Genomic DNA, 24,749 nt, shown 5'->3' with positions numbered 1-24,749 from the left:
CTATTTGACCTCGACCACGGTGCCCTGCAAACGCTGCAAGGCTTCGTTCACGGCTTGCGGCATCAGCTGGCGCAAGCAGTTGTAATGGCCGAAACGGCAGGTGCGATCGAAGCAAGGGCTGCATTCGATGCCCAGGCGTACGATCTCGACATGTTCGGCCAACGGTGGCGTGAAACCCGGCGATGTCGAACCGTAGACCGCCACCAGCGGGCGGTTCAGCGCGGCAGCGACGTGCATCAGGCCGGAATCATTGGACACCACGGAATCAGCGCAAGAGAGCAGATCAATTGCTTCGGCCAGCGAAGTGCCGCCACTGAGGTTCACCGACTCTTCGCGCAAGCCGGGAATCAAACGTGAACGGATGTCTTCACCCACCCCGTGATCATTTTTCGAACCGAACAGCCATACCTGCCAGCCGTCACGGATCTTCGCCTCGGCGACCTTGGCGTAATGCTCGGACGGCCAGCGCTTGGATTCGCCGAACTCTGCGCCTGGGCACAACGCCAACACCGGGCGATCGAGGGTCAGGCCGAACTTGGCCAATGCCGCCTCGCGGGTGACCGGGTCGATCTGCAAGCTCGGGCGCGGATAGGGTTTGGGCAACTCGATACCCGGCTCGAAGGCCAGCGCCATGAAGCGCTCGATCATCAGCGGGTAACGTTCCTTGTCCAGCGTGCGCACATCGTTGAGCAGGCCGTAGCGGAACTCGCCGCGCCAGCCGGTGCGTTTGGGGATGCCGGCAAAGAATGGCACCAGCGCCGACTTCAACGAGTTGGGCAACAGGATCGCCTGGTCGTACTGCCCGGCCAGGGATTTACCGATGCGCCGACGGGTCGCCAGCTCCAGCGCGCCGTGACCGAGCGGAAAGCTCAAGGCCTGGCGAACTTCGGGCATGCGCTCAAGAATCGGCCGGCTCCACTCGGGGGCCAGCACGTCGATTTCGCACTGCGGGTGGCGCTGCTTGAGACACTGGAACAGTGTCTGCGCCATCACCATGTCACCGACCCAACTGGGCCCAACGATCAGAATTTTCATGTGGCTTCCAAAAACGAACCGGGGAGGCTTATGCCTCCCCGCCTCGATAATCCAGCACCTGCGGGATGAACCATCAGGTCATTTGGACGAGCCGGCTGGGGCTCGTCGGATCAATTTCACACATCAATATCAGTCAGCATACAACGTCGTGGCGAGGGAGCTCGCTCCCGCTGGGCTGCGAAGCAGACCCAAAACCTGCGACTGTATTTCATCTGCCAGACCGAGCCGGCTGAGTGGCGACTGCTTCGCAGCCGAGCGGGAGCAAGCTCCCTCGCCACAAAAACCCGCTCCCACATTTGAATCTCGTCGCCTGCTCAGCTTAGCCCCAGCTCGCGCCAGATCCGCATGACCTGTCGCCGCTCGTCCGCGAACTGGTCACCGGCAATCACCCCCGGATCCTTCTGCAAGGCCTGCCGGTGGGCGGCCGAGCGGTAAGCTTTATAGGCTTCACGCAGCAGACTGGCATCTTCGACGGGCATCAGCCCTTCGTGTTCCAGCTCTTCCAGAATGCGGATGTTATCGGTCCAGCGCAGCAATGGCGGGTGCGTTTGCGACCACGCCAGGGCCGCGTATTGCACCATAAATTCAATATCGACGATACCTCCGGCGTCCTGCTTGAGGTCGAAGGGCGCCGTGGCGTCGAAGGCATTTGCCCCGGTGCCGGCCGCCGTGCTCTTGCTGCCAAGGTTCTCGCGCATCTTGGCGCGCATCTCGCTGACCTCCTGGCGCAGGGTCGGCAAGTCACGCGGTTTGCCCAGTATCGCCGCACGGACCTTTTCGAAAGCCTGGCCGACGTCCTGACTGCCCACCAACACCCTTGCCCGCACCAACGCCTGATGCTCCCAGGTCCAGGCTTCATTTTCCTGATAACGGGCAAACGCCCCCAAAGAACTGACCAACAGCCCCGACGCACCGGACGGACGCAGGCGCATATCCACTTCGTACAGCTGGCCCGAGTTGGTCTGGGCCGTGAGCAAGTGGATGATCCGCTGTCCCAGGCGGGTGAAGAACTGGGCACCATCGATCGGCTTCGGCCCGTCGGTTTCGGCCTGCGGATCACCGTCGTGGATGAACACCAGATCCAGGTCCGAACCATGCCCGAGTTCCAGGCCGCCGACTTTCCCGTAACCGACAATGATGAACCCGGGATCGCATAAAGAGCCGTCGGTGCGCAGCGGCGTGCCGTACTTGGCCACCGTTTGCCGCCAGGCCAGGGCCAGGACCTGTTCCAGAATCGCCTCGGCGAGCCAGGTCAGGTAATCGCTGACCTTCATCAGCGGCAGGCTACCGGCGATTTCCGAAGCGGCGACTCGCAAGCGGTGCGCCAGTTTGAAATGGCGCAGGGCTTCCATCTGCTGCTCCAGGTCGTCCTCGGGAATCCGCGTCAGGCGCTCGCGCAATTCGGCGGCCAGCTCGGGAGCCAACGGTGGCTTGAACAGTCGGCCTTCGTTGAGCAATTCATCGAGCAACAGCGGGAAGCGCGTGATCTGTTCAGCGATCCACGGGCTCGCGGCACACAGGGTCAGCAAACGGCGCAATGCACCAGGGTTTTCGGTCAGCAACACCAGATACGCCGAACGACGCGCCACGGCTTCTACCAATGGCAGCACACGCTCGAGTACCAGATCCGGATTGGCATGTTCCACCGCCTGTGCAAGCAGACGCGGAATAAAGGCATCGAGCCGTTCGCGCCCCAAACGCTGCATGGCTCGTAATTGCGGGCTGCTGCGCAAGCCAGCCAAGGCTTTCAGCGCTTTGGGAGCATCAGTGAAACCGCCCTCTTCGAGCTGACGGCAGGCGGCTTCTTCATTCTGCGCCTCCTCCCATAGCGGCAGCCATTCACCACCGACCACCACTTCGCTTTCGGTGCCGGCTTCCTCGTCCGGATCAGCGATGACCTGGCCGAAGTGCCACGCCACCCGACCGCGCCAGTGCATCAATTGCTCATGGAACGCCGCCCAGTCGGCAAACCCCAGCATAAAGGCAATACGCGCCTGATCCTGGGCGCCATCGGGCAGCATCTGTGTCTGACGGTCGGCAATCGCCTGGATGGCGTGTTCGGTGTAGCGCAGGAATTCGTAGCCTTCGCGCAGTTCGCTGATCACCGTCGGCGGCAGATAGCCCTGACCTTCCAGCGTGCTCAGTACTTTTAATAAAGGGCGCTGCTGCAAGCTCAGGTCGCGACCACCGTGGATCAGCTGGAACGCCTGGGCAATGAACTCCACTTCGCGGATGCCGCCGGAACCCAGCTTGATGTTGTCGGCCATGCCCTTGCGCCGCACTTCCTGCTGGATCAATTGCTTCATGGTGCGCAGCGCTTCGATGGCGGAAAAGTCCAGGTAACGCCGGTAAACGAACGGTCGCAGCATTTCCTGCAATTGCGCGCCGGCAACCTGATCGCCCGCCACCACACGCGACTTGATCATCGCATAGCGTTCCCAATCGCGACCCTGATCCTGGTAATACTGCTCCAGCGCATTGAAGCTCAGCACCAATGCCCCGGACGAACCGTAAGGACGCAAACGCATGTCGACCCGGAACACGAAACCGTCGACGGTCATCGGGTCCAGCGCCTTGATCAGGCGTTGGCCGAGCCGGATGAAAAATTCCTGGTTATCCAACGGGCGTTTGGCGCCGACCGTCTCGCCACCCTCGGGGTAGGCGAAAATCAGATCGATGTCGGACGACAGATTCAATTCCACCGCACCGAGCTTGCCCATGCCCAGCACCACCATTTGCTGGGGTTCGCCGCTGCGGCGGCCGGTGGGCACGCCGAATTGCTGGCAATGGCGTGCGTACAACCATTGATAGGCCTGGTCGATACTGGCATCGGCCATGTCGGAGAGATCGCGACAGGTCTGCACCAGATCGGCCTGGCGGGTCAGGTCGCGCCAGATAATCCGCACCTGGTGACGGGTACGCTGACGACGCAAGGCACGGCCGAGCTGGTCATCGGTTTCGGCCGCGTTTGCCGCAGCGGCAATCTGCGCGCACAACTCGCCCGGGCTGAAGCTGCGGTCCAGTTCGCCGGACTGCACCAGCTCCAGCAACATCAAAGGGTCACGCACGCTCTGTTCAATGACAAAGTCGCTGGCAGCGGTCACTCGGGCAAATTGAGCCCAACGCTCAGAAGTCCAGGTGGACAGCCCATGATCGTCGTCCAGGGCATCGACTGCGGCACGGAACGACTGCTCGGCGCGGGTGACAAGCGGCATCAGAATGGCGGGCAGTTCGGCAAGCGTAGGCAGGCTCATGGTCTATCCTTGATCGGCGTGTATCGGGCTGCATGTAGTGAATTTTCATAACGCACTACCTGAAGGACTGTCGAACAAAAGTTAGAAATAGCTGAAATTTCTTTATTTTTGGCAGCCAGCATCAAGCTTTCACCTTTTCGGGTTGGCAAATGACCAACCTTAACGATTATTCTCACAACGCAGCCGGGGGCCACAAGCCGCTCATCTGTAGTTTTACTACTCGTATATACATTAGTAAGGCTGAAATGCCGGATGATTTGTAGTAAAACTACACACCGCCGGAACAACCTATCGGCAATCCAAGAATTCATAACGTCTGCCCACAAGGCCAGTCGCTAACTCAGGCAACCGATTCTGGTAGCCTTTCCGCCCTGGAGCAAGCCATGCAAGACCTCGATCCCGTCGAAACCCAGGAATGGCTGGACGCCCTGGAATCGGTTCTCGACAAAGAAGGCGAAGACCGTGCTCACTATCTGATGACCCGTATGGGTGAACTCGCGACCCGCAGCGGTTCGCAGTTGCCTTACGCCATCACCACGCCTTACCGCAACACCATCCCGGTTACCCACGAAGCACGCATGCCTGGCGACCTGTTCATGGAACGCCGCATTCGCTCGCTGGTACGCTGGAACGCGATGGCCATGGTAATGCGTACGAACCTGAAAGATTCTGACCTCGGCGGTCACATCTCCAGCTTCGCTTCCAGTGCGACCCTGTATGACATCGGCTTCAACTACTTCTTCCAGGCCCCGACCGATGAACACGGCGGCGACCTGATCTACTTCCAGGGCCACACCTCGCCAGGCGTTTACGCCCGTGCATTCATGGAAGGCCGCATCACCGAAGAGCAGATGAACAACTTCCGCCAGGAAGTCGACGGTCAGGGCCTGTCGTCCTACCCGCACCCTTGGCTGATGCCTGACTTCTGGCAGTTCCCGACCGTATCCATGGGTCTGGGCCCGATCCAGGCGATCTACCAGGCACGCTTCATGAAGTACCTGGAAGCCCGCGGCTTCATTCCTGCCGGCAAGCAGAAAGTCTGGTGCTTCCTGGGTGACGGCGAGTGCGACGAGCCGGAATCCCTGGGCGCGATCTCGCTGGCTGGCCGCGAGAAGCTCGACAACCTGATTTTCGTCATCAACTGCAACCTGCAGCGCCTCGATGGCCCGGTTCGCGGCAACGGCAAGATCATCCAGGAACTCGAAGGCGTGTTCCGCGGTGCACAGTGGAACGTGACCAAAGTCATCTGGGGCCGTTTCTGGGACCCACTGCTGGCCAAAGACGTCGACGGTATCCTGCAACGTCGCATGGACGAAGTCATCGACGGCGAGTACCAGAACTACAAAGCCAAAGACGGCGCGTTCGTGCGCGAACACTTCTTCAACACGCCAGAACTCAAGGCGATGGTTGAGGACCTGTCCGACGACGAAATCTGGAAACTCAACCGTGGCGGCCACGACCCGTACAAGGTCTACGCGGCGTACCACGAAGCGGTCAACCACAAAGAACAACCAACCGTCATCCTGGCCAAGACCATCAAGGGTTATGGCACCGGTGCCGGCGAAGCGAAAAACACCGCGCACAACACCAAAAAGGTCGATGTCGAAAGCCTGAAGCTGTTCCGCGACCGCTTCGACATTCCGGTCAAGGACGAAGAGCTGGAGAACCTGCCGTTCTTCAAGCCAGAGCCGAACAGCGCCGAAGCCCGCTACCTGAGCGAGCGCCGCACTGCTCTGGGCGGTTTCGTGCCACAGCGCCGCGCGCAGAGCTTCAGCGTGCCGACTCCGGACCTGGATACCCTCAAGGCTATCCTCGACGGTTCCGGCGACCGTGAAATTTCCACCACCATGGCCTTCGTGCGGATCCTCGCGCAACTGGTCAAGGACAAGGAAATCGGCCCGCGCATCGTTCCGATCATTCCGGACGAAGCCCGTACCTTCGGTATGGAAGGCATGTTCCGTCAGTTGGGCATCTACTCCTCCGTCGGCCAGCTCTACGAGCCAGTCGATAAAGACCAGGTGATGTTCTACAAGGAAGACAAGAAGGGCCAGATCCTCGAAGAAGGCATCAACGAAGCGGGCGCCATGAGCTCCTTCATCGCTGCCGGTACTTCGTACTCCAGCCACAACCAGCCGATGCTGCCGTTCTACATCTTCTATTCGATGTTCGGCTTCCAGCGTATCGGCGACCTGGCCTGGGCCGCTGGCGACAGCCGTACCCGTGGCTTCCTGATCGGCGGCACCGCCGGCCGTACCACCCTGAACGGTGAAGGCCTGCAACACGAAGACGGTCACAGCCACCTGCTGGCCGCGACCATCCCGAACTGCCGCACCTACGATCCAACCTACGGCTACGAGCTGGCGGTGATCATCCAGGACGGCATGAAGAAGATGACCGAAGAGCAACAGGACGTCTTCTACTACATCACCGTGATGAACGAGTCGTACCAGCAGCCAGCCATGCCGGCCGGTGCCGAAGAAGGCATCAAGAAAGGCATGTACCTGCTCGAAGAAGACACCCGCGAAGCGGCGCACCACGTTCAGCTGATGGGCTCCGGCACCATCCTGCGTGAAGTCCGTGAAGCAGCGAAGATTTTGCGTGAAGAGTTCAACGTCGGCGCCGACGTGTGGAGCGTTACCAGCTTCAACGAACTGCGTCGCGACGGCCTGGCCGTTGAGCGCACCAACCGTCTGCACCCGGGCCAGAAGCCTAAGCTGAGCTATGTCGAAGAGTGCCTGAACGGTCGTAAAGGTCCGGTCATTGCCTCTACCGACTACATGAAACTGTTCGCCGAGCAGATCCGTCAGTGGGTACCGTCCAAGGAATTCAAAGTCCTGGGCACCGATGGTTTCGGCCGCAGCGACAGCCGCAAGAAACTGCGTCATTTCTTCGAAGTCGACCGTCATTTCGTGGTGTTGGCAGCCCTGGAAGCACTGGCTGACCGTGGTGACATCGAACCTAAAGTCGTGGCTGAAGCCATTGCCAAGTTCGGTATCAACCCGGAAAAACTCAACCCACTGGACTGCTGAGGAGAGATTCTGTGAGCGAACTCATTCGCGTACCTGACATCGGCAGCGGTGAAGGTGAAGTAATTGAACTGTTTGTGAAGGTCGGCGACCGTATCGAAGCCGACCAGAGCATCCTGACCCTGGAATCGGACAAGGCGAGCATGGAAGTGCCTGCGCCGAAGGCCGGTATCATCAAGAGCCTGAAAGTGAAGCTGGGCGATCGCCTGAAAGAAGGCGACGAGCTGCTGGAGCTGGAAGTCGAAGGCGCCGCGCAAGCGGCTCCTGCGGCTGCCGCGGCGCCTGCTGCAAAAGCTGAAGCCAAACCGGCCGCCGCGCCTGCTGCCGCTCCAGCCGCTGCCCCTGCTGCTCCTGCTGCCGCTTCGGTTCAGCAAGTGCACGTGCCGGACATCGGTTCGTCGGGCAAGGCCCAGATCATCGAGATCCAGGTCAAGGTCGGCGACACCGTCGAGGCTGATCAGTCGCTGATCACCCTGGAATCCGACAAGGCCAGCATGGAAATCCCGTCGCCTGCCGCTGGCGTGGTGAAAGCCATCAGCGTCAAGCTCAACGACGAAGTCGGCACTGGCGACCTGATTCTGGACCTGGAAGTGGCGGGTGCTGCGGCGCCGGCCGCTGCGCCAGCTCAGGCTGCTGCACCTGCCGCCGCTGCTCCTGCGCCAGCTGCTGCCGCTCCGGCTGCACCGGTAGCCGACAGCGTCCAGGACATCCACGTTCCGGACATCGGTTCGGCAGGCAAGGCGAAGATCATCGAAGTCCTGGTCAAGGCCGGCGACACCGTTGAAGCCGACCAGTCGCTGATCACCCTGGAATCCGACAAGGCCAGCATGGAAATCCCATCGCCTGCCGCTGGCGTGGTGGAAAGCGTTTCCATCAAGCTCGATGACGAAGTCGGTACCGGCGACCTGATTCTCAAGTTGAAAGTCAAAGGCGCAGCTCCAGCTGCTGCGGCACCTGCCGCTGCTGCACCGAGCGCTCCGGCTCCAGCCGCTGCTGCTCCGGCTGCCGCTGCCCCTGCTGCTGCCGCTCCGGCCGCTGCGCCTGCCAAGCCGGGCGCGAAAGTTCACGCCGGCCCTGCCGTGCGTCAACTGGCTCGCGAATTCGGTGTCGAGCTGAGCGCTGTCGGCGCCAGCGGTCCGCACGGTCGCATCCTGAAGGAAGACGTACAGGTTTACGTCAAGGCCATGATGCAGAAGGCCAAGGAAGCTCCGGCCGCTGCTGCTGGCGCAACCGGTGGCGCTGGCATTCCGCCGATTCCGGTCGTGGACTTCAGCCGCTTCGGCGAAATCGAAGAAGTGCCGATGACCCGCCTGATGCAGGTCGGCGCTGCCAACCTGCACCGCAGCTGGCTGAACGTGCCGCACGTGACGCAATTCGACTCGGCCGATATCACCGAACTCGAAGCGTTCCGTAACGCCCAGAAAGCCGTAGCAGAGAAGGCCGGCGTCAAGCTGACCATCCTGCCGCTGCTGCTCAAGTCCTGCGCGCACCTGCTCAAGGAACTGCCGGACTTCAACAGCTCGCTGGCGCCAAGCGGCAAAGCGATCATCCGCAAGAAATACGTGAACATCGGCTTCGCCGTCGACACCCCTGATGGCCTGCTGGTACCGGTGATCAAGAACGTCGACCAGAAGAGCCTGCTGCAACTGGCGGCCGAGGCGGCTTCCCTGGCTGAAAAAGCCCGGACCAAGAAGCTCTCGTCGGACGAGATGCAAGGCGCCTGCTTCACCATTTCCAGCCTCGGCCACATTGGCGGCACCGGCTTCACGCCGATCGTCAACGCGCCGGAAGTGGCGATTCTCGGTGTTTCCAAGGCAACCATCCAGCCAGTCTGGGACGGCAAAGCCTTCCAGCCGAAACTGATGCTGCCACTGTCGCTGTCCTACGATCACCGTGTGATCAACGGCGCCGCTGCTGCACGCTTCACCAAGCGTCTGAGCGACTTGCTGGCGGACATCCGCACCATCCTGCTGTAAGACCGGCCGGCCCTCCCTCACGGGAGGGCCAGTCGCGTTCCACGTTTCCGAGCGCCACGCTCGTACCTCAACCCCGCCAATTGGCGGGGCTTTTTTTGCCCGCCGTTTTTTACTCTAAAAGAATCCTTCCTACATTTGTGGCTGACATCGCCCACAACTCAAGTCCGTTTCCGCCCGATATTTTTTGCGATTCAATCACTAGCCTTGGTTATAAGGCTGTTAAAGCAGCCAATAACTTTACCGCTTTGATTAACAGGAAAACATCGAAAGGACTCGACTATGTTCAAGCCTACTGTCGGCCCTATTATTGGCCACACAACAACTAATGACGCACGAATATTCCTGCGCGGAGAATGGCAAAAAGATGCTTTGGTATTTGCCGGCATTCGTTATCGACGGGCGGGGGAAGAGCGCTGGAATAACGGCTTATTTACCCAACTGATCCCGTCGCGCGACATGTCAGATGTCATCGTTCTACAGGATCTCACTGCCGATACTGAATACGAATACCAGGCTGGATGGTTCAGCCCCATGTGCCCGTTGCACAATCCGCAATCCGTCCAGGAGTTGCCTCTACAGTGGCCGCGGGAGGTTTATCACCTGCGTACGCAAGCCAGCAAGGCAGCCATGCCACGAGCTTATATTGTGGGCTCCTGCCGCTATTTGCGCATGACGGCAGGGCAGCCTTCCGCTCCGCACCTGGGCGACCGGATCTTCGCCGCCATCGCCAAACTTGCACACTGCGCGTCACCACCTATCAATGCTGTATTGATGACGGGCGATCAAGTGTATGTTGACGATCTGAACTTCATAGCGCCGGATCGGGAATACACCGAGATACTTGCCAAGTATCGTTCTGCATTTTCCCAACCTAATATTGCAAAACTGATGTCTGGCATTCCCACTTACATGATTCTTGATGATCATGAAATTGAAGATAACTGGCCAGCCAACAAAAACAGCAATGATGAGTATTTATACAAGAACGCCATGGCAGCTTATGAACTGTATCAAGCCAGTCACAGCCCGGCCGGGGAATTCAATGCCCAAGATCAACCAAGTCATTCACCAAGGCGTTACTGGTACCAGTTTGCCAATGGTGATATCGAATGGTTTGTCACCGACAGCAGAACGCGGCGCAACCTGACGGCCAACGACCGGCGCATTCTTGATCGCGAACAGGAACAGGCGCTGTGCGACTGGCTGATTCACAGCCCGGCCCGGGTCAAATTCGTGGTCACCAGTGTGATGTTCTACCCGGACCGCAAACGCTTGGGCGATGACGCCTGGAAAGCCTTTCCCGAGCAACGGTTACGGCTGCTCGAAACGATTCGCACCCACGGCATAAAGAATGTGGTGTTCATTTCCGGCGACGTCCACGGCTCCCTCACCAGCCGCCTGACCCACAGCGAAGACCCGGCTTTCGAGGTCAACACCATCGTTTCGTCACCGCTGTGCAACAGCAAGCTGCTGCCTTATGCCAAGGCTTCGACCTTCATTCTCGATCAACCGTTGGCCCGGACCGCTGCCGGCGACTATCGACACGAATTGACCAGCGACGTGATCAGCCAGGATAACTTCGCGCATCTGATCGTCGATTCGGATCAGATTCATGTGCGTTATCACGATCGGGATGGCCATTTTCTAGAGTCGGTGGCTATTGCGTTGCGTTAAAAGTAAAAAATCGCAGCCTTCGACAGCCCTCGCGTTGGGATGGAATCCCCCCTGCAGGAGCCGACGAAGGCTGCATTCTCTGCGCCGAGAACATTACTTTTGGCTTTAATTGCAGAAATCTTCGCGCCTGCCGACACATTCTTATAGCACTTGGCCTTCATCTCTCTTGTCAGTCGGTGTCGCAATGATGCAACCTTGCCGCAGGCAACAGTAAAGAGGGCGAGAGCCCCGGCGCGTTCAGCAAATTCGAAGCGAGTTCCCTCCATGAAAAGCCAACCCGATGCCGCCAGCCGTATGGTGGCCGAGGTAGTGACGCAGTTGCCCGTGCCCTCGCGGCTCGGCATGCTGCGTTTCGAGCGGCTGAATGAACCAAGCTGGGCGCTGCTGTTTCTTGATCCCAATTGCGAACGCCAGTTCGGCCTGCCGGCTGTGGAACTGTGCGCCCTGGTCGGCTCGCCATACGCCAGCCTCATGGAACCAGAGGCGCGCTATCAGCTGCATGACGCGGTTCAACAGCAACTGAGCGAAAGCACCCATTATCTGATCCGCTACACCCTGCACACGGCTTCCGGCTCGCTGAATCTGCTGGAACTGGGTGAAGCCTACAAACAACACAACCGACACCTGTTGCGTGGCTACCTGTTGGTGATCGACGGATTGTTCGACGACGACCCGTTGCTGCCGGCCCTCGACCTGGAAACCCAGAACTCACGCCTGCAGATCGCCCTTGAGCTCAACCAGCGCGCCCAGCAGGAACAACTGCAGCATCTGGATCGGGTCCGCGCCCAGCAGGACTTGATCCTGCTGTTGACCCGCCAGCGCTACAGCAGCAACAACTCCCTGCAGGAAGCTGCCGAACTGATCACCCGCAGCGCCTGCGACATTTACCAGATCGACTGCGCCAGCCTGTGGCACCTCGAAGGCTCGCAGCTGGTGCCGATTTCGGCCTATCACCGCACGACCCAGGAATACCTGCTGCCGGAACCGATCGATGTCAGCGTATTCCCCGACTACCTCGACGCCTTGCATACCGGCCGCGCCATCGACGCCCACAATGCCATGCGCGACCCGCGCACCCGGGAAATGGCCGAGAGCCTGCGCCCGCGGGATGTCAATGCGATGCTCGACGCCAGCATCCGGGTCGACGGTCAGGTGGTCGGCGTACTGTGCCTGGAGCAAACCGGTGTGACCCGCGCCTGGCAGTCGGACGAAATCGCCTTCGCCGGCGAACTGGCGGATCAGTTTGCTCAGGTCATCAACAATCACAACCGACGCACCGCCACCAGTGCCCTGCACTTGTTCCAGCGTGCGGTGGAACAAAGCGCCAACGCCTTTTTGCTGGTCAACTGCGACGGCGTGGTCGAATACGTCAACCCGAGCTTCACCGCGATCACCCAGTACAGCACCGAAGAAGTCCACGGCCAGCGCCTGTCGGAACTGCCGGCCCTGGAAAACCTCAGCGAACTGCTGTTCGACGCGCCTTCGGCACTGGCCAAGAGCAACAGTTGGCAAGGTGAATTCAAAAGCCGGCGCAAAAACCTGGAACCCTACTGGGGGCAGTTGTCGATCTCCAAGGTTTACGGCGACAACCGCGAGTTGACCCACTACATCGGCATTTACGAAGACATCACCCAGACCAAACTCGCCCAGCAGCGCATCGAGCGCCTGGCCTACACCGACAACCTGACCAACCTCGGCAACCGTCCGGCATTCATCCGCAACCTCGACGAGCGCTTCGCCCGGGACAGCGATACACCCATCAGTCTGTTGCTGGTGGACATCGACAACTTCAAGCGGATCAACGACAGCCTGGGCCACCAGACGGGCGACAAACTGCTCATCAGCCTGGCCCGACGCCTGCGCAACAGCCTCAGCCCGAGCGGCAGCCTGGCGCGGTTTGCCAGTAACGAATTTGCGGTGCTGCTGGACAATACCAATCTGGAAACCGGCCAGCAGATCGCCAGCCAATTGCTGACGACCCTCGACAAGCCAATGTTCGTCGACAACCAATTGATCAGCGTGACCGGCTCGGTCGGCCTGGCCTGCGCGCCGCTGCATGGCCGCGACCCGCAAACCCTGATGCGTAACGCCGGGTTGGCGCTGCACAAGGCCAAGGCCAACGGCAAACATCAGGTGCAAGTGTTCACCGAAGCCTTGAACGCCGAGGCCAGTTACAAGTTGTTCGTCGAAAACAACCTGCGCCGCGCCCTGACCCAGAACGAGCTGGACGTGTTCTACCAGCCCAAGCTTTGCCTGCGCAGCGGTCGACTGCTGGGCATGGAAGCGCTGCTGCGCTGGGACCATCCGGAAAAGGGCATGATCCGCCCGGACCAGTTCATCAGCGTCGCCGAAGAAACCGGCCTGATCATCCCGATCGGCAAATGGATCGCCCGCCAGGCCTGCCGCATGAGCAAGGCACTGACCGCTGCAGGGCTGGGTAATTTGCAGGTGGCGATCAACCTGTCACCCAAACAGTTCTCCGACCCGGACCTGGTGGCCTCCATCGCCAACATTCTCAAGGAAGAAGCATTGCCGGCGCACCTGCTGGAGCTGGAATTGACCGAAGGCCTGCTGCTGGAAGCCACCGAAGACACCCACTTGCAGCTCGACCAGCTCAAACGCCTGGGCCTGACGCTGGCAATGGACGACTTCGGCACCGGTTACTCGTCGCTCAGTTACTTGAAAAAATTCCCGATCGACATCATCAAGATCGATCGAAGCTTCATCCACGAAATCCCGGACAACCAGGACGACATGGAAATCACTTCCGCGGTGATCGCCATGGCGCACAACCTCAAGCTCAAGGTCGTGGCTGAAGGTATCGAGACGGCTGCGCAGCTGGCTTTCCTGCGTCGCCACCGCTGTGACGTCGGCCAGGGCTACCTGTTCGACCAGCCGATCCCCGGCGCCGAGCTGATCGAGAAGCTCAAACGCTACCCGCGCGGTCCAATCGCCTGACAGCGGGCCAACACTCGGGCAAACTGCACTTCTAAATATTCCAACGACTGAGGGGACTGATGATGGTTCTGCGCTCGGAAATTCTGGTGAACAAAAACGTGCTCCCTACCAAAGAACAAGCTCTGCCTGGCCGCGAAACCCCGATCAAGGTTCCGGACGAACACTTCGTCAACAAAAACCCGTTGCTGGGTCCGTTCCCCGGCAATGTCGAATTCGCCATCTTCGGCCTGGGCTGTTTCTGGGGCGCAGAGCGGCGTTTCTGGCAGCGTGAAGGCGTGTACAGCACAGCCGTGGGGTATGCCGGCGGCTACACGCCGAACCCGACCTATGAAGAAGTCTGCTCGGGGCTGACCGGCCACACCGAAGTGGTGCTGGTGGTGTACGAACCCGAGAAAGTCAGCTATGAAGAGCTGCTGAAGATGTTCTGGGAATTGCACAACCCGACTCAGGGCATGCGCCAGGGCAACGACATCGGCACTCAGTACCGTTCGGTGATCTACGCCACCAAACCGGAACAACTGGAAGCGGCGAAAAAAAGCGCGCAAGTGTTCCAGGTCGAACTGACCAAGGCCGGCAAAGGCATCATCACCACTGAAATCGACGAAGCCCCGACGTTCTATTACGCCGAGGCGTATCACCAACAGTATCTGGCGAAGAATCCGGAAGGCTATTGCGGGATTGGCGGTACTGGCGTGACTTGCCCGATCTGATTCAGCACAACCTCTGTACCCGATCGTTCCCACGCTCTGCGTGGGAATGCAGCCCGGAACGCTCCGCGGCCCAAAAGCGTGACGCAGAGCGTCACATGAGGCATTCCCACGCAGAGCGTGGGAACGATCATCGCCTCATTCGGCAATCAACCAATCCATCTGCCACCCACCCTGGGTCTGCCCCAGCTTCTGGGACAACCATGGCAGCAGTTCACGCAGTTCCTCTTCCAGCCCCCACGGCGGATTGGCGATTGCCAGACCGGAACCGTTCAGGCTGTTGGGCGTGTCCAGCGGATGCACCAGCAACTCCACGCGCAACAATTTCGGCGCGCCGGTGCCGGCCAGGTCCTGATAGAAACGGCGCAGTGCGCGCTGATCCTTCACCGGATACCAGATGGCCGCCACGGTTTGCCGCATACGGCCAATCGCCTCTTTCAACGAAGCCGCGCAACGCTGCATTTCATCGAGCTTTTCGAACGGCGGATCGATCAACATCACCGCACGCTTCTCTGGCACCGGCAGCAAGGCGCGCGACACATGCCAACCTTCGCCCAAGTGCACCTTCACGCGACGATCGCCCGCCATGTTGTCCTTGAGCAACAAGCCGTCTTGCGGGTGCTTTTCGTTGAGCAACACGCGATCCTGCTTACGCGTCAGACGTCGCGCCAATTCCGGCGAACCGGGGTAATAGCGCAACTGGCCATCCGGGTTCATCTCATGCAGCACCTGCATGTAGTCAGCGGTCAGGATCGGCAGATCCGGCTGATCCCACAAACGCGCAATGCCCTCCAGGTACTCACCGGTACGACTGGCCTGATCACCCTGAAGGTCATACAGACCGATGCCGGCGTGGGTATCGAGATAGGCAAACGGCTGTTCCTTGCGCGACATCAGGGCGATGAGGCGGGTCAAGGTCAGGTGTTTGAACACATCGGCGTGATTGCCGGCATGGAAGGCGTGACGATAATTCATGGTTGCTCCTGCGAAGGCCGGCAAGTTTACCTTTTACCGGCCTGCAAGTCAGGGTTCACGGCTGAGTGGCCGGCTGTATCGAAGACTGGCGTCAGCTCGACGCCTCCAGCAAATACTCCACCCAATCAGCTTTCGACGCAGCTGCCACGTCAGTTTCCGCAAGGAAATGCGCAGCCTTGCTGCGCAAGACGCGCTCCGAAAACACCTCGAAAATACCCGGCTGCTCTTCACTCAACCATTGCAACAAGTTGTTGATCCGGGTGGTAGCGTCATCCGCAGCCAGTTGTTGCAACAGCGCATCTGGCACCTTCCACCAGGGGAAGACCTTCGATGTTTTCTGCGCATTGCCATCTATCTCGACAGCGTGCCCGTTAATCCAGCATCGGCCGATGACCGGCAGGAGCTCATAAGGATTGACCTCTGTACTGTGCAGGATCGGTATCAGAAAACGCCCATCCCAGAAGCGGAAAAACACCGCATTGTCATTGGGCAACAGAACCTGTGTGAGACTGCGCAGGTGTTCGGCGAGCACCTCTTGGCTCGCAGAAGAAACCGCCAGCCACCCCCAATCGCGAGACCTTGTGGTCGCCACCCACTGCACAAACTCACTGTCCACCGCGACATGTGCGACGTAGGGCATCACTGCTTCCCACTCGGCATAAGCGGTATCGGCCCAGATCGGGGTCGCCTTGCTGATGGGCATCGATCGTCGCCAGGCTTCGAGTGGTTTGGCGGCACTGGCGTTACTGAAGATCGCGAACAACTGCTGCGACGCTTGCAGCGGCTGGCGTTCGAGCCAGTCGAGGGGCAATAGAAAATCAGGCGGCACACGCACCTTCCTTGCAGCGTTCGCACTCTTCGCAAAATGGCGAAGCACTTTGCAAACTCAGCCTCTGCGCCATGCTTAGCGCTACACCTTGCACAGCCACGCTTGATACACCGGGAGCCGACATCGGCGCCCCACCGACTTCGATCGGCACACTGCTGAAAATTCCCGCAGGACCGATATTGATCCAGTGGCCACCGGCCTGAATCGTGGCGTTGGTGCCGCCATCAATCACGACCTGGCTAACGGCATTGACCTGAAACTGCCCGCTCGCCGTGACGGTCTGGCTGCCGACGCGGATGTGCCGGTCACCGGTGACCTGCAGGTATTCGTTTTGCCCGACCTGCACGTGCATGTCATGCAGCACCTGCTGGTTCCAGTTTCGCTGGGCGCGCAAGTGGATTTCCTCGGCCCCTTTGCGATCCTCGATGCGCAATTCGTTGTAGCCCCCGCCACCGGGACTGCTGCGCGAGCGGAAAATACTGCGAGTCTTGTCTGCCGGAAGATCCAGCGGCACCGGGTTCATCGCATTGGGCAGGCAACCCATCACCAGCGGCTTGTCCGCATCGCCATCTACGAACCCCACCAGGACTTCCATGCCGACACGCGGGATCAACACACTGCCGTAGCTGTCGTGCGCCCAACCGCTGGCCACCCGCAGCCAGCAACTGGAATGTTCTTCCAACTGACCGAAGCGGTCCCACATCAACCGGACCTTGACCCTGCCGAATTCGTCGCAATGAATTTCGCTGTCTTTCGGCCCACTCACCACAGCGGCTTGATACCCGGCCACCTGAGGCTTGGCGCGCATTCGCGGGCGGAAAAAAGCGTCCCACGGCGTTGCCAGGAAGGTATTGCGATAACCTTGAAAACTGTCCGTGCTGCCCGCCGACTCTTCCAGTACTTGCGGCTGACAGCCATGGTGTTCGATTTCAGTCAGCAGCCACAGGTTGTTCCACTCCTGCTGCGGATGCTCGTCGAGTAGCAGGAAATGCCCACTGATCAACGCAGCTTGATCACTCTTGCCTTGCGCCTGACGGTAATCCGCGCGATGGCTCTGCAATGCCCGCTGAGCCAGCCGCCCGCCGATTTCCCGATCATTGAACTGCCCCGGAAAACGGTAATCCTCAAGCAGCGGCAACTGCTCACTGTCGGAACGACTTTGCAGTTCCAGGCGTGGTTGATGGAAGTCGTAGTCGCGGCGCGTCACCACGGTGGGTCGGGTTTCCAGACGAACATTGAACCGCTTGATGACAGCTTCATTCACCGCCATGCCACTGCCCGGCCGGTAAGGTATCGGTTCAGGCATGCGTGGAAAAACTGTCTGGTCATCGCCAAACACCAACAGGTGACCGTCGCAACTGTGTTGGAAATGGTAGTGGATACCCAGTTCGGCACACAGCCGCTGGATGAACCCCAGATCGCTTTCGGCGTATTGCACGCAGTACTCGCGTTCGGGATAGGCACCGCCGAGTTGAAACGCGAAGGCATCGCCGAGGATGCCGTGGTCCTTGAAGATTTGAGTGATGATCGCCGGCACAGTTTGGTGCTGAAAGATTCGCTGGTTGATCCGATGATCGAGGTAGGCCAGACGCGGTACAAGGCTGATCTCGTAGCGCGTCAGACGTTTACCGGAATCGCCCTGGCCCACCCGATAAATCTGACCATGAACACCGGCGCCTTGCGCATCGAAACCCAGAAACGCCTGACGATGCAGAAGGTTTTCGAGATCGATGTCCGGCCGCTCGCTGACCAGCTCCACGTCAAAACGGTATGGCTGGCTGATGGCCTCCTTACCGGTGAACTCAAGTACCTTGAGTTCACTCTGGACACCGTCGACGGTCAACGTGAAGCGCGGTTGATTGGCAGAAGCGAACATCCGATGTGTCTCGGCAGAATGACAGCGGGCGATTCTGCATGAGCATCAAGCCTCCCTGATCAAGAAACAGGAAAATCAGATTTGCCCTACCGCTCCTGAAGCATCGCCCCTCAAAAAACGCTTCATTCGACTACAGACAACCCCGAGAACATCGCGCCCCTTGCAGGAACCGAGCTTGCTCGCGATGGCGGTCTGGATGCCAACATATGTGTTGAACGTGCTGCGCGCGCGAGCAAGCTCAGCGCCTACAGAAAACCTAGAAAGTGCAGGCAAAAAAACGGCCCGCTTCCAAAGGAAGCGGGCCGTTTTCGTTCAAGCCATTGGCGCAGAGCTTTCGCTCGTGCCGATTACTTGTTCAGGCGGAAATCACTTTCGGCAGCAGCGAAACGCTGCAGCATGCCGGCAGTCGGCGCGCCCATTTTGCTGACGAAGTAAATCGCCAGGCTGGCGAAGATGAAACCAGGGATGATTTCGTACAGGCCCAGCAACTCGAAATGCTTCCACACGATCACGGTGATTGCGCCAACCAGGATACCGGCCAGTGCGCCGTTGCGGGTCATGTCTTTCCAGATCACGGAAATCAGCACGACCGGACCGAAAGCGGCACCGAAACCGGCCCAGGCGTAGCTCACCAGACCCAGTACACGGTTTTCCGGGTTGGCAGCCAATGCGATGGCAACCAGGGCAACCAGCAACACCATGGCGCGACCGACCCAGACCAGTTCGACCTGGGAAGCCGACTTGCGCAGGAAGGTTTTGTAGAAGTCTTCAGTCAGCGCACTGGAACACACCAGCAGCTGGCAGCTCAGGGTGCTCATGACAGCGGCCAGAATGGCCGACAGCAGTACACCGGCAATCCATGGGTTGAACAGGATCTTGGCCAGTTCGATGAACACACGTTCGTGGTTTTCAGTCACCGGACCGGCCACCTCAGGGTGCGCCGAGAAGTACGCGATACCGAAGAAGCCGACGGCCACGGTGCCGCCCAGGCACAGGATCATCCAGGTCATGGAAATACGACGGGCGTTGGCGATCGACTTGACCGAATCCGCTGCCATGAAACGCGCCAGGATGTGCGGCTGACCGAAGTAGCCCAGACCCCAACCCATCAGCGAGATGATGCCGATGAAGGTGGTGTTTTTCAGCATGTCGAAGTTGCTTGGATCTTGCGCTTCGATGGCCAGGAACGTGGTATCCACGCCACCGGTGGCCAACAGCACGATGATCGGCGTCAGCAACAGGGCGAAGATCATCAAGGTGGCTTGTACGGTGTCAGTCCAGCTCACCGCCAGGAAACCGCCGACGAAGGTGTAGGCAATCGTCGCCGCAGCGCCGGCCCACAGCGCTGTCTCGTAGGACATGCCGAAGGTGCTCTCGAACAGACGGGCGCCAGCCACGATGCCGGAAGCGCAGTAGATGGTGAAGAACACCAGGATCACGACGGCGGAGATGATCCGCAGCAAGCCGCTTTTGTCTTCAAAACGGCTGGAGAAGTAATCCGGCAGAGTCAGGGCATCACCGTTGTGCTCGGTCTGCACGCGCAGGCGACCGGCAACGAACAGCCAGTTCAAGTAAGCACCGACGATCAGGCCGATGGCGATCCAGCTTTCGGACAGACCGGACATGTAGATGGCGCCCGGCAGGCCCATCAACAACCAGCCGCTCATGTCGGAAGCACCGGCGGACAGTGCCGTCACGACGCTGCCCAGGCTACGGCCGCCCAGAATATAGTCAGAAAGGTTATTGGTGGAGCGATAGGCCATGAAGCCGATCAGCACCATTGCTGCGATGTAGATCACGAACGTGATCAGGGTTGGATTGCTTACGCTCATTTAAGTGACGCCCTGGCTTTGTTTTTATGTAGCGGCGGCTGGTGAACCGCTCGCAAACGGTGACGTTTGACAGACGATTCGGGATCCCGCGCATTTATGACTGATGTTTCCCCAGGAAAGCCATCAGCCGGTGCACCTGCCTCTTCGACGGTTGCACCTTGGGGCGCGAATGCTATTCAACAAAGCAAATAAGGTGCAACCCATTTCTGGAGAATAAGTTGCACCTAGTCGGAAAAATCTTGTTATGCGCTTTTTTTGCTCCTTTTCGGAGCAAAGATCGCCAGCGATCCATCAAAAAAGCCCCAAGGAAATGCAGCACGGTCGTACCAGAATTTATTTCCTGACGAGCTGCGTATTAATCCGACAAAAAAAGGGTTGCACCCGGTTGCACCTCAGGAGTCGCACGGCTAATCTTGCCGCCAGCTGATGCCACGCAGTCGTGGCAAACATGAGGATAAAAACATGGCTACCACCACCCTTGGCGTCAAACTTGACGACCCGACCCGCGAACGCCTGAAGGCTGCCGCGACCTCGATTGATCGCACGCCACACTGGCTGATCAAGCAGGCAATTTTCAATTACCTGGAAAAACTCGAGGGTGGTGCAACCCTGACCGAGCTGAACGGTTCGACCAAGGATTCCGACGATGCCGTCGATGCGCCTCTGGATCACGCCCACCAGTGCTTCCTTGAATTCGCCGAAAGCATCCTGCCGCAATCGGTACTGCGCGCATCGATCACCGCCGCTTACCGTCGCCCGGAGCCGGAAGTGGTGCCGATGCTGATCGAGCAGGCACGCCTGCCGGCGCCGATGGCCGAAGCCACCAACAAACTGGCCGCCTCCATTGCGGAAAAACTGCGCAACCAGAAGAGCGCTGGCGGCCGTGCCGGCATCGTGCAGGGCCTGTTGCAGGAATTTTCCCTGTCGTCCCAGGAAGGCGTGGCGCTGATGTGCCTGGCCGAAGCGCTGCTGCGCATCCCGGACAAAGGCACTCGCGACGCGCTGATCCGCGACAAGATCAGCACCGGCAACTGGCAACCACACCTGGGCAACAGCCCGTCGCTGTTCGTCAACGCCGCTACCTGGGGGCTGCTGCTGACCGGCAAACTGGTGTCCACGCACAACGAAGCGGGTTTGACTTCGTCCCTGAGCCGCATCATCGGCAAGAGCGGCGAGCCGATGATCCGTAAGGGCGTCGACATGGCCATGCGCCTGATGGGCGAGCAGTTCGTCACCGGTGAAACCATCGCTGAAGCCCTGGCCAATGCGAGCAAGTTCGAAGCCAAGGGCTTCCGCTACTCCTACGACATGCTCGGCGAAGCGGCGTTGACCGAACACGACGCGCAGAAGTACCTGGCCTCGTACGAACAAGCCATCCATTCGATCGGTAAAGCGTCCCACGGCCGTGGGATTTATGAAGGCCCGGGCATCTCCATCAAACTGTCCGCACTGCACCCGCGCTACAGCCGTGCGCAGTACGAGCGCGTGATGGATGAGCTGTACCCACGCCTGCTGTCGCTGACCCTGCTGGCCAAGCAATACGACATCGGCCTGAACATCGACGCCGAAGAAGCCGACCGTCTCGAGCTGTCGCTGGATCTGCTCGAGCGCCTGTGCTTCGAGCCGCAGCTGACTGGCTGGAATGGCATCGGTTTCGTGATCCAGGCTTACCAGAAGCGTTGCCCTTATGTAATCGACTACGTGATCGACCTGGCTCGCCGCAGCCGTCATCGCCTGATGATCCGTCTGGTGAAAGGCGCGTACTGGGACAGCGAAATCAAGCGCGCCCAGGTCGAAGGCCTGGAAGGCTATCCGGTCTACACCCGCAAGGTGTACACCGACGTGTCCTACATCGCTTGTGCACGCAAACTGCTGTCGGTGCCAGAAGTCATCTACCCGCAGTTCGCCACGCACAACGCCCACACCTTGTCGGCCATTTATCACATCGCCGGTCAGAACTATTACCCGGGCCAGTACGAATTCCAGTGCCTGCACGGCATGGGCGAACCACTGTACGAACAAGTTGTAGGCAAAGTTTCCGAAGGCAAGCTGAACCGTCCTTGCCGCGTGTACGCTCCAGTCGGCACCCACGAAACCCTGTTGGCGTACCTGGTTCGTCGCCTGCTGGAAAACGGCGCGAACACTTCGTTCGTCAACCGTATCGCCGATCAGTCGATCTCCATTCAGGAACTGGTGGCCGATCCGGTGGCCAGCATCGAGCAGATGGCGACCGTGGAAGGTGGTTTCGGCCTGCCGCACCCGCGCATTCCATTGCCGCGTGACCTGTATGGCGCCGAGCGCGCCAACTCCGCCGGCATCGACATGGCCAACGAACATCGCCTGGCCTCGCTGTCCTGCGCCCTGCTCGCCACCGCGCACAACCACTGGAAAGCCGCGCCGATGCTCGGTTGCGCTTCCAGCAACGAAGCGCCGGCGCCGGTGCTGAACCCGTCCGATTTGCGTGACGTGGTTGGCCATGTTCAGGAAGCCACTGTCGAAGACGTCGACAACGCCATCCAGTGCGCCCTCAACGCCGCACCGATCTGGCAGGCCACCCCGCCCGCCGAACGCGCCGCGATCCTGGAACGTGCCGCCGACCTGATGGAAGCCGAGATCCAGCCGCTGATGGGCCTGTTGGCTCGCGAAGCCGGCAAGACTTTCGCCAACGCCATCGCCGAAGTGCGCGAAGCCGTGGACTTCCTGCGCTACTACGCGGTGCAGGCGCGCAACGATTTCAGCAATGACGCCCACCGTCCATTGGGTCCGGTGGTATGCATCAGTCCGTGGAACTTCCCGCTGGCGATTTTCAGCGGTCAGGTGGCTGCTGCCCTGGCTGCCGGTAACCCGGTACTGGCCAAGCCTGCCGAACAGACTCCGCTGGTAGCGGCTCAGGCCGTGCGCCTGCTGCTCGAAGCCGGCATCCCGGAAGGCGTGCTGCAACTGCTGCCGGGCCGTGGCGAAACCGTCGGTGCCGGTCTGGTGGGTGACGATCGCGTCAAAGGCGTGATGTTCACCGGTTCGACCGAAGTCGCTCGTCTGTTGCAACGCAACATCGCCGGTCGCCTGGACAGCCAGGGCCGTCCGATCCCGCTGATCGCCGAAACCGGCGGCCAGAACGCAATGATCGTCGACTCTTCGGCCCTCACCGAACAAGTGGTGATCGACGTGGTTTCGTCGGCCTTCGACAGCGCCGGCCAGCGTTGCTCGGCCCTGCGCGTCCTGTGCCTGCAGGAAGATTCCGCCGACCGCGTCATCGAAATGCTCAAGGGTGCCATGGCTGAAAGTCGTCTCGGCAATCCCGAGCGCCTGTCCGTGGACATCGGCCCGGTGATCGACGCCGAAGCCAAGGCTGGCATCGAGAAGCATATCCAGGCCATGCGCGACAAAGGACGCAGCGTGTACCAGGTGGCCATCGCCGACGCCGAAGAAGTCAAACGCGGCACCTTCGTGATGCCGACACTGATCGAACTGGAAAGCTTCGACGAACTGCAACGGGAGATCTTCGGCCCGGTGCTGCACGTGGTTCGCTACAAGCGCAAAGACATCGATCAACTGATCGGCCAGATCAACGCTTCCGGCTATGGCCTGACGTTGGGTGTACACACCCGCATCGACGAGACCATCGCCAAGGTGATCGATAACGTCAATGCCGGTAACGTCTACGTCAACCGCAACATCGTCGGTGCCGTGGTTGGTGTACAACCGTTCGGTGGCGAAGGTTTGTCGGGTACTGGCCCGAAAGCCGGCGGCCCGCTGTACCTGTACCGTCTGCTGTCGACGCGTCCTACCGATGCGATCGAACAATCCTTCGCTCGCGGTGACGCTCTTGCCGCACCGGATGTACGACTGCGTGAAGCCCTGAGCAAGCCGCTGACCGCCCTGAAAGCCTGGGCCGACAGCAACAAATTCGCTGACCTGAGCACCCTGTGCGTGCAGTTCGCCGCGCAATCGCAAAGCGGTATCACCCGCGTACTGGCAGGCCCGACCGGCGAGCGCAACAGCTATGCGATTCTGCCGCGTGAGCACGTGCTGTGCCTGGCGGAAGTCGAAGGCGACCTGTTGACTCAACTGGCAGCGGTATTGGCTGTCGGCGGTTCGGCGGTATGGCCGGAAGCCGAGTTGACCAAGGCATTGTTCGCACGCCTGCCGAAGGACATTCAGGCACGCATCAAGCTGGTGTCCGACTGGAACAAGGACGAGGTGGTGTTTGACGCGGTTCTGCACCACGGTCATTCCGATCAGTTGCGCGCGGTCTGCCAGCAAGTGGCCAAGCGTGCGGGTGCGATCGTTGGCGTGCAGGGTCTGTCGCAAGGCGAGTCCAACATTGCGCTGGAGCGTCTGGTGATCGAGCGGGCGCTGAGTGTCAACACCGCGGCGGCAGGTGGTAATGCCAGCTTGATGACCATCGGTTAAACCTCTGCACCAAGATTGTGTGATCGTTCCCACGCTCTGCGTGGGAATGCCTCCTGTGACGCTCTGCGTCACGTCGTTTGGGGACGCGGAGCGTCCTGGGCTGCATTCCCACGCGGAGCGTGGGAACGATCAAGTCGGTGCTCGGCTCCAACATCACCGCTATCAATCATCCTGTTCAGCCTCAATTCGCACGC

General features: G+C 59.8%; 12 protein-coding genes. 6 read left to right on the top strand and 6 right to left on the bottom strand.

What is annotated here, in order from left to right; all coding sequences use genetic code 11:
* Positions 1–1,035, bottom strand: a complete 1,035-nt coding sequence (gene waaF, locus D8U73_RS05825; protein WP_056852322.1) for a lipopolysaccharide heptosyltransferase II — start codon at positions 1,033–1,035, stop codon at positions 1–3.
* A 314-nt stretch (positions 1,036–1,349) separates the two neighbouring features.
* Complete coding sequence (glnE, locus tag D8U73_RS05820; protein ID WP_130903943.1) at positions 1,350–4,289, bottom strand: bifunctional [glutamate--ammonia ligase]-adenylyl-L-tyrosine phosphorylase/[glutamate--ammonia-ligase] adenylyltransferase; 2,940 nt, start codon at positions 4,287–4,289, stop codon at positions 1,350–1,352.
* 383 nt (positions 4,290–4,672) lie between these two features.
* On the opposite strand from glnE, the gene aceE reads away from it, so the two are divergent.
* The 5 genes from aceE (at position 4,673) to msrA (ending at position 14,633) form a co-directional block, all read left to right on the top strand.
* Positions 4,673–7,318, top strand: coding sequence for a pyruvate dehydrogenase (acetyl-transferring), homodimeric type (aceE, locus tag D8U73_RS05815; protein ID WP_130903942.1), 2,646 nt, complete (start codon positions 4,673–4,675; stop codon positions 7,316–7,318).
* An 11-nt stretch (positions 7,319–7,329) separates the two neighbouring features.
* Entirely contained in the window at positions 7,330–9,291 is a 1,962-nt protein-coding gene (aceF, locus tag D8U73_RS05810) for a dihydrolipoyllysine-residue acetyltransferase (protein WP_130903941.1), read from the top strand.
* Positions 9,292–9,570: 279 nt separating this feature from the next.
* The gene (locus D8U73_RS05805) at positions 9,571–10,965 is read left to right on the top strand and encodes an alkaline phosphatase D family protein (protein ID WP_130903940.1); all 1,395 of its coding nucleotides are present in this window, start codon (positions 9,571–9,573) and stop codon (positions 10,963–10,965) included.
* Between the two features lie 264 nt (positions 10,966–11,229).
* Positions 11,230–13,923 carry a GGDEF and EAL domain-containing protein gene (locus tag D8U73_RS05800; protein ID WP_130903939.1) on the top strand — a complete coding sequence of 898 codons (2,694 nt, stop codon included), beginning with the start codon at positions 11,230–11,232 and terminating at the stop codon, positions 13,921–13,923.
* Between the two features lie 62 nt (positions 13,924–13,985).
* Complete coding sequence (msrA, locus tag D8U73_RS05795) at positions 13,986–14,633, top strand: peptide-methionine (S)-S-oxide reductase MsrA (RefSeq protein WP_075947336.1); 648 nt, start codon at positions 13,986–13,988, stop codon at positions 14,631–14,633.
* A 135-nt stretch (positions 14,634–14,768) separates the two neighbouring features.
* Here the strand turns inward: msrA and rlmJ are convergent, their stop codons facing one another.
* The 4 genes from rlmJ to putP form a co-directional block, all read right to left on the bottom strand.
* On the bottom strand, positions 14,769–15,605 hold the full coding sequence (gene rlmJ / locus D8U73_RS05790) for a 23S rRNA (adenine(2030)-N(6))-methyltransferase RlmJ (protein WP_056852315.1): 837 nt from the start codon (positions 15,603–15,605) through the stop codon (positions 14,769–14,771).
* A 91-nt stretch (positions 15,606–15,696) separates the two neighbouring features.
* Positions 15,697–16,434 (bottom strand): DUF4123 domain-containing protein, encoded by a 738-nt coding sequence (locus tag D8U73_RS05785; protein ID WP_130903938.1) that lies wholly within the window; start codon positions 16,432–16,434, stop codon positions 15,697–15,699.
* On the bottom strand, positions 16,424–18,310 hold the full coding sequence (locus D8U73_RS05780) for a type VI secretion system tip protein VgrG (RefSeq protein WP_130903937.1): 1,887 nt from the start codon (positions 18,308–18,310) through the stop codon (positions 16,424–16,426). The genes D8U73_RS05785 and D8U73_RS05780 overlap by 11 nt, the downstream gene beginning before the upstream one ends.
* Before the next feature lie 347 nt (positions 18,311–18,657).
* Positions 18,658–20,142: a sodium/proline symporter PutP gene (putP, locus tag D8U73_RS05775; RefSeq protein WP_056852312.1), complete on the bottom strand. Its 1,485-nt coding sequence runs from the start codon at positions 20,140–20,142 to the stop codon at positions 18,658–18,660.
* A 462-nt stretch (positions 20,143–20,604) separates the two neighbouring features.
* Here putP and putA point away from each other — a divergent pair, with 462 nt between their 5' ends.
* A complete protein-coding gene (gene putA, locus D8U73_RS05770; protein ID WP_130903936.1) occupies positions 20,605–24,555 on the top strand; it encodes a trifunctional transcriptional regulator/proline dehydrogenase/L-glutamate gamma-semialdehyde dehydrogenase in 3,951 nt (1,316 codons plus the stop codon).
* Positions 24,556–24,749: the final 194 nt, after the last annotated feature.

This window comes from Pseudomonas sp. Sample_22 (assembly GCF_004307635.1).
Classification (GTDB): domain Bacteria; phylum Pseudomonadota; class Gammaproteobacteria; order Pseudomonadales; family Pseudomonadaceae; genus Aquipseudomonas.
This window is presented reverse-complemented; position numbering and strand designations above follow the sequence as displayed.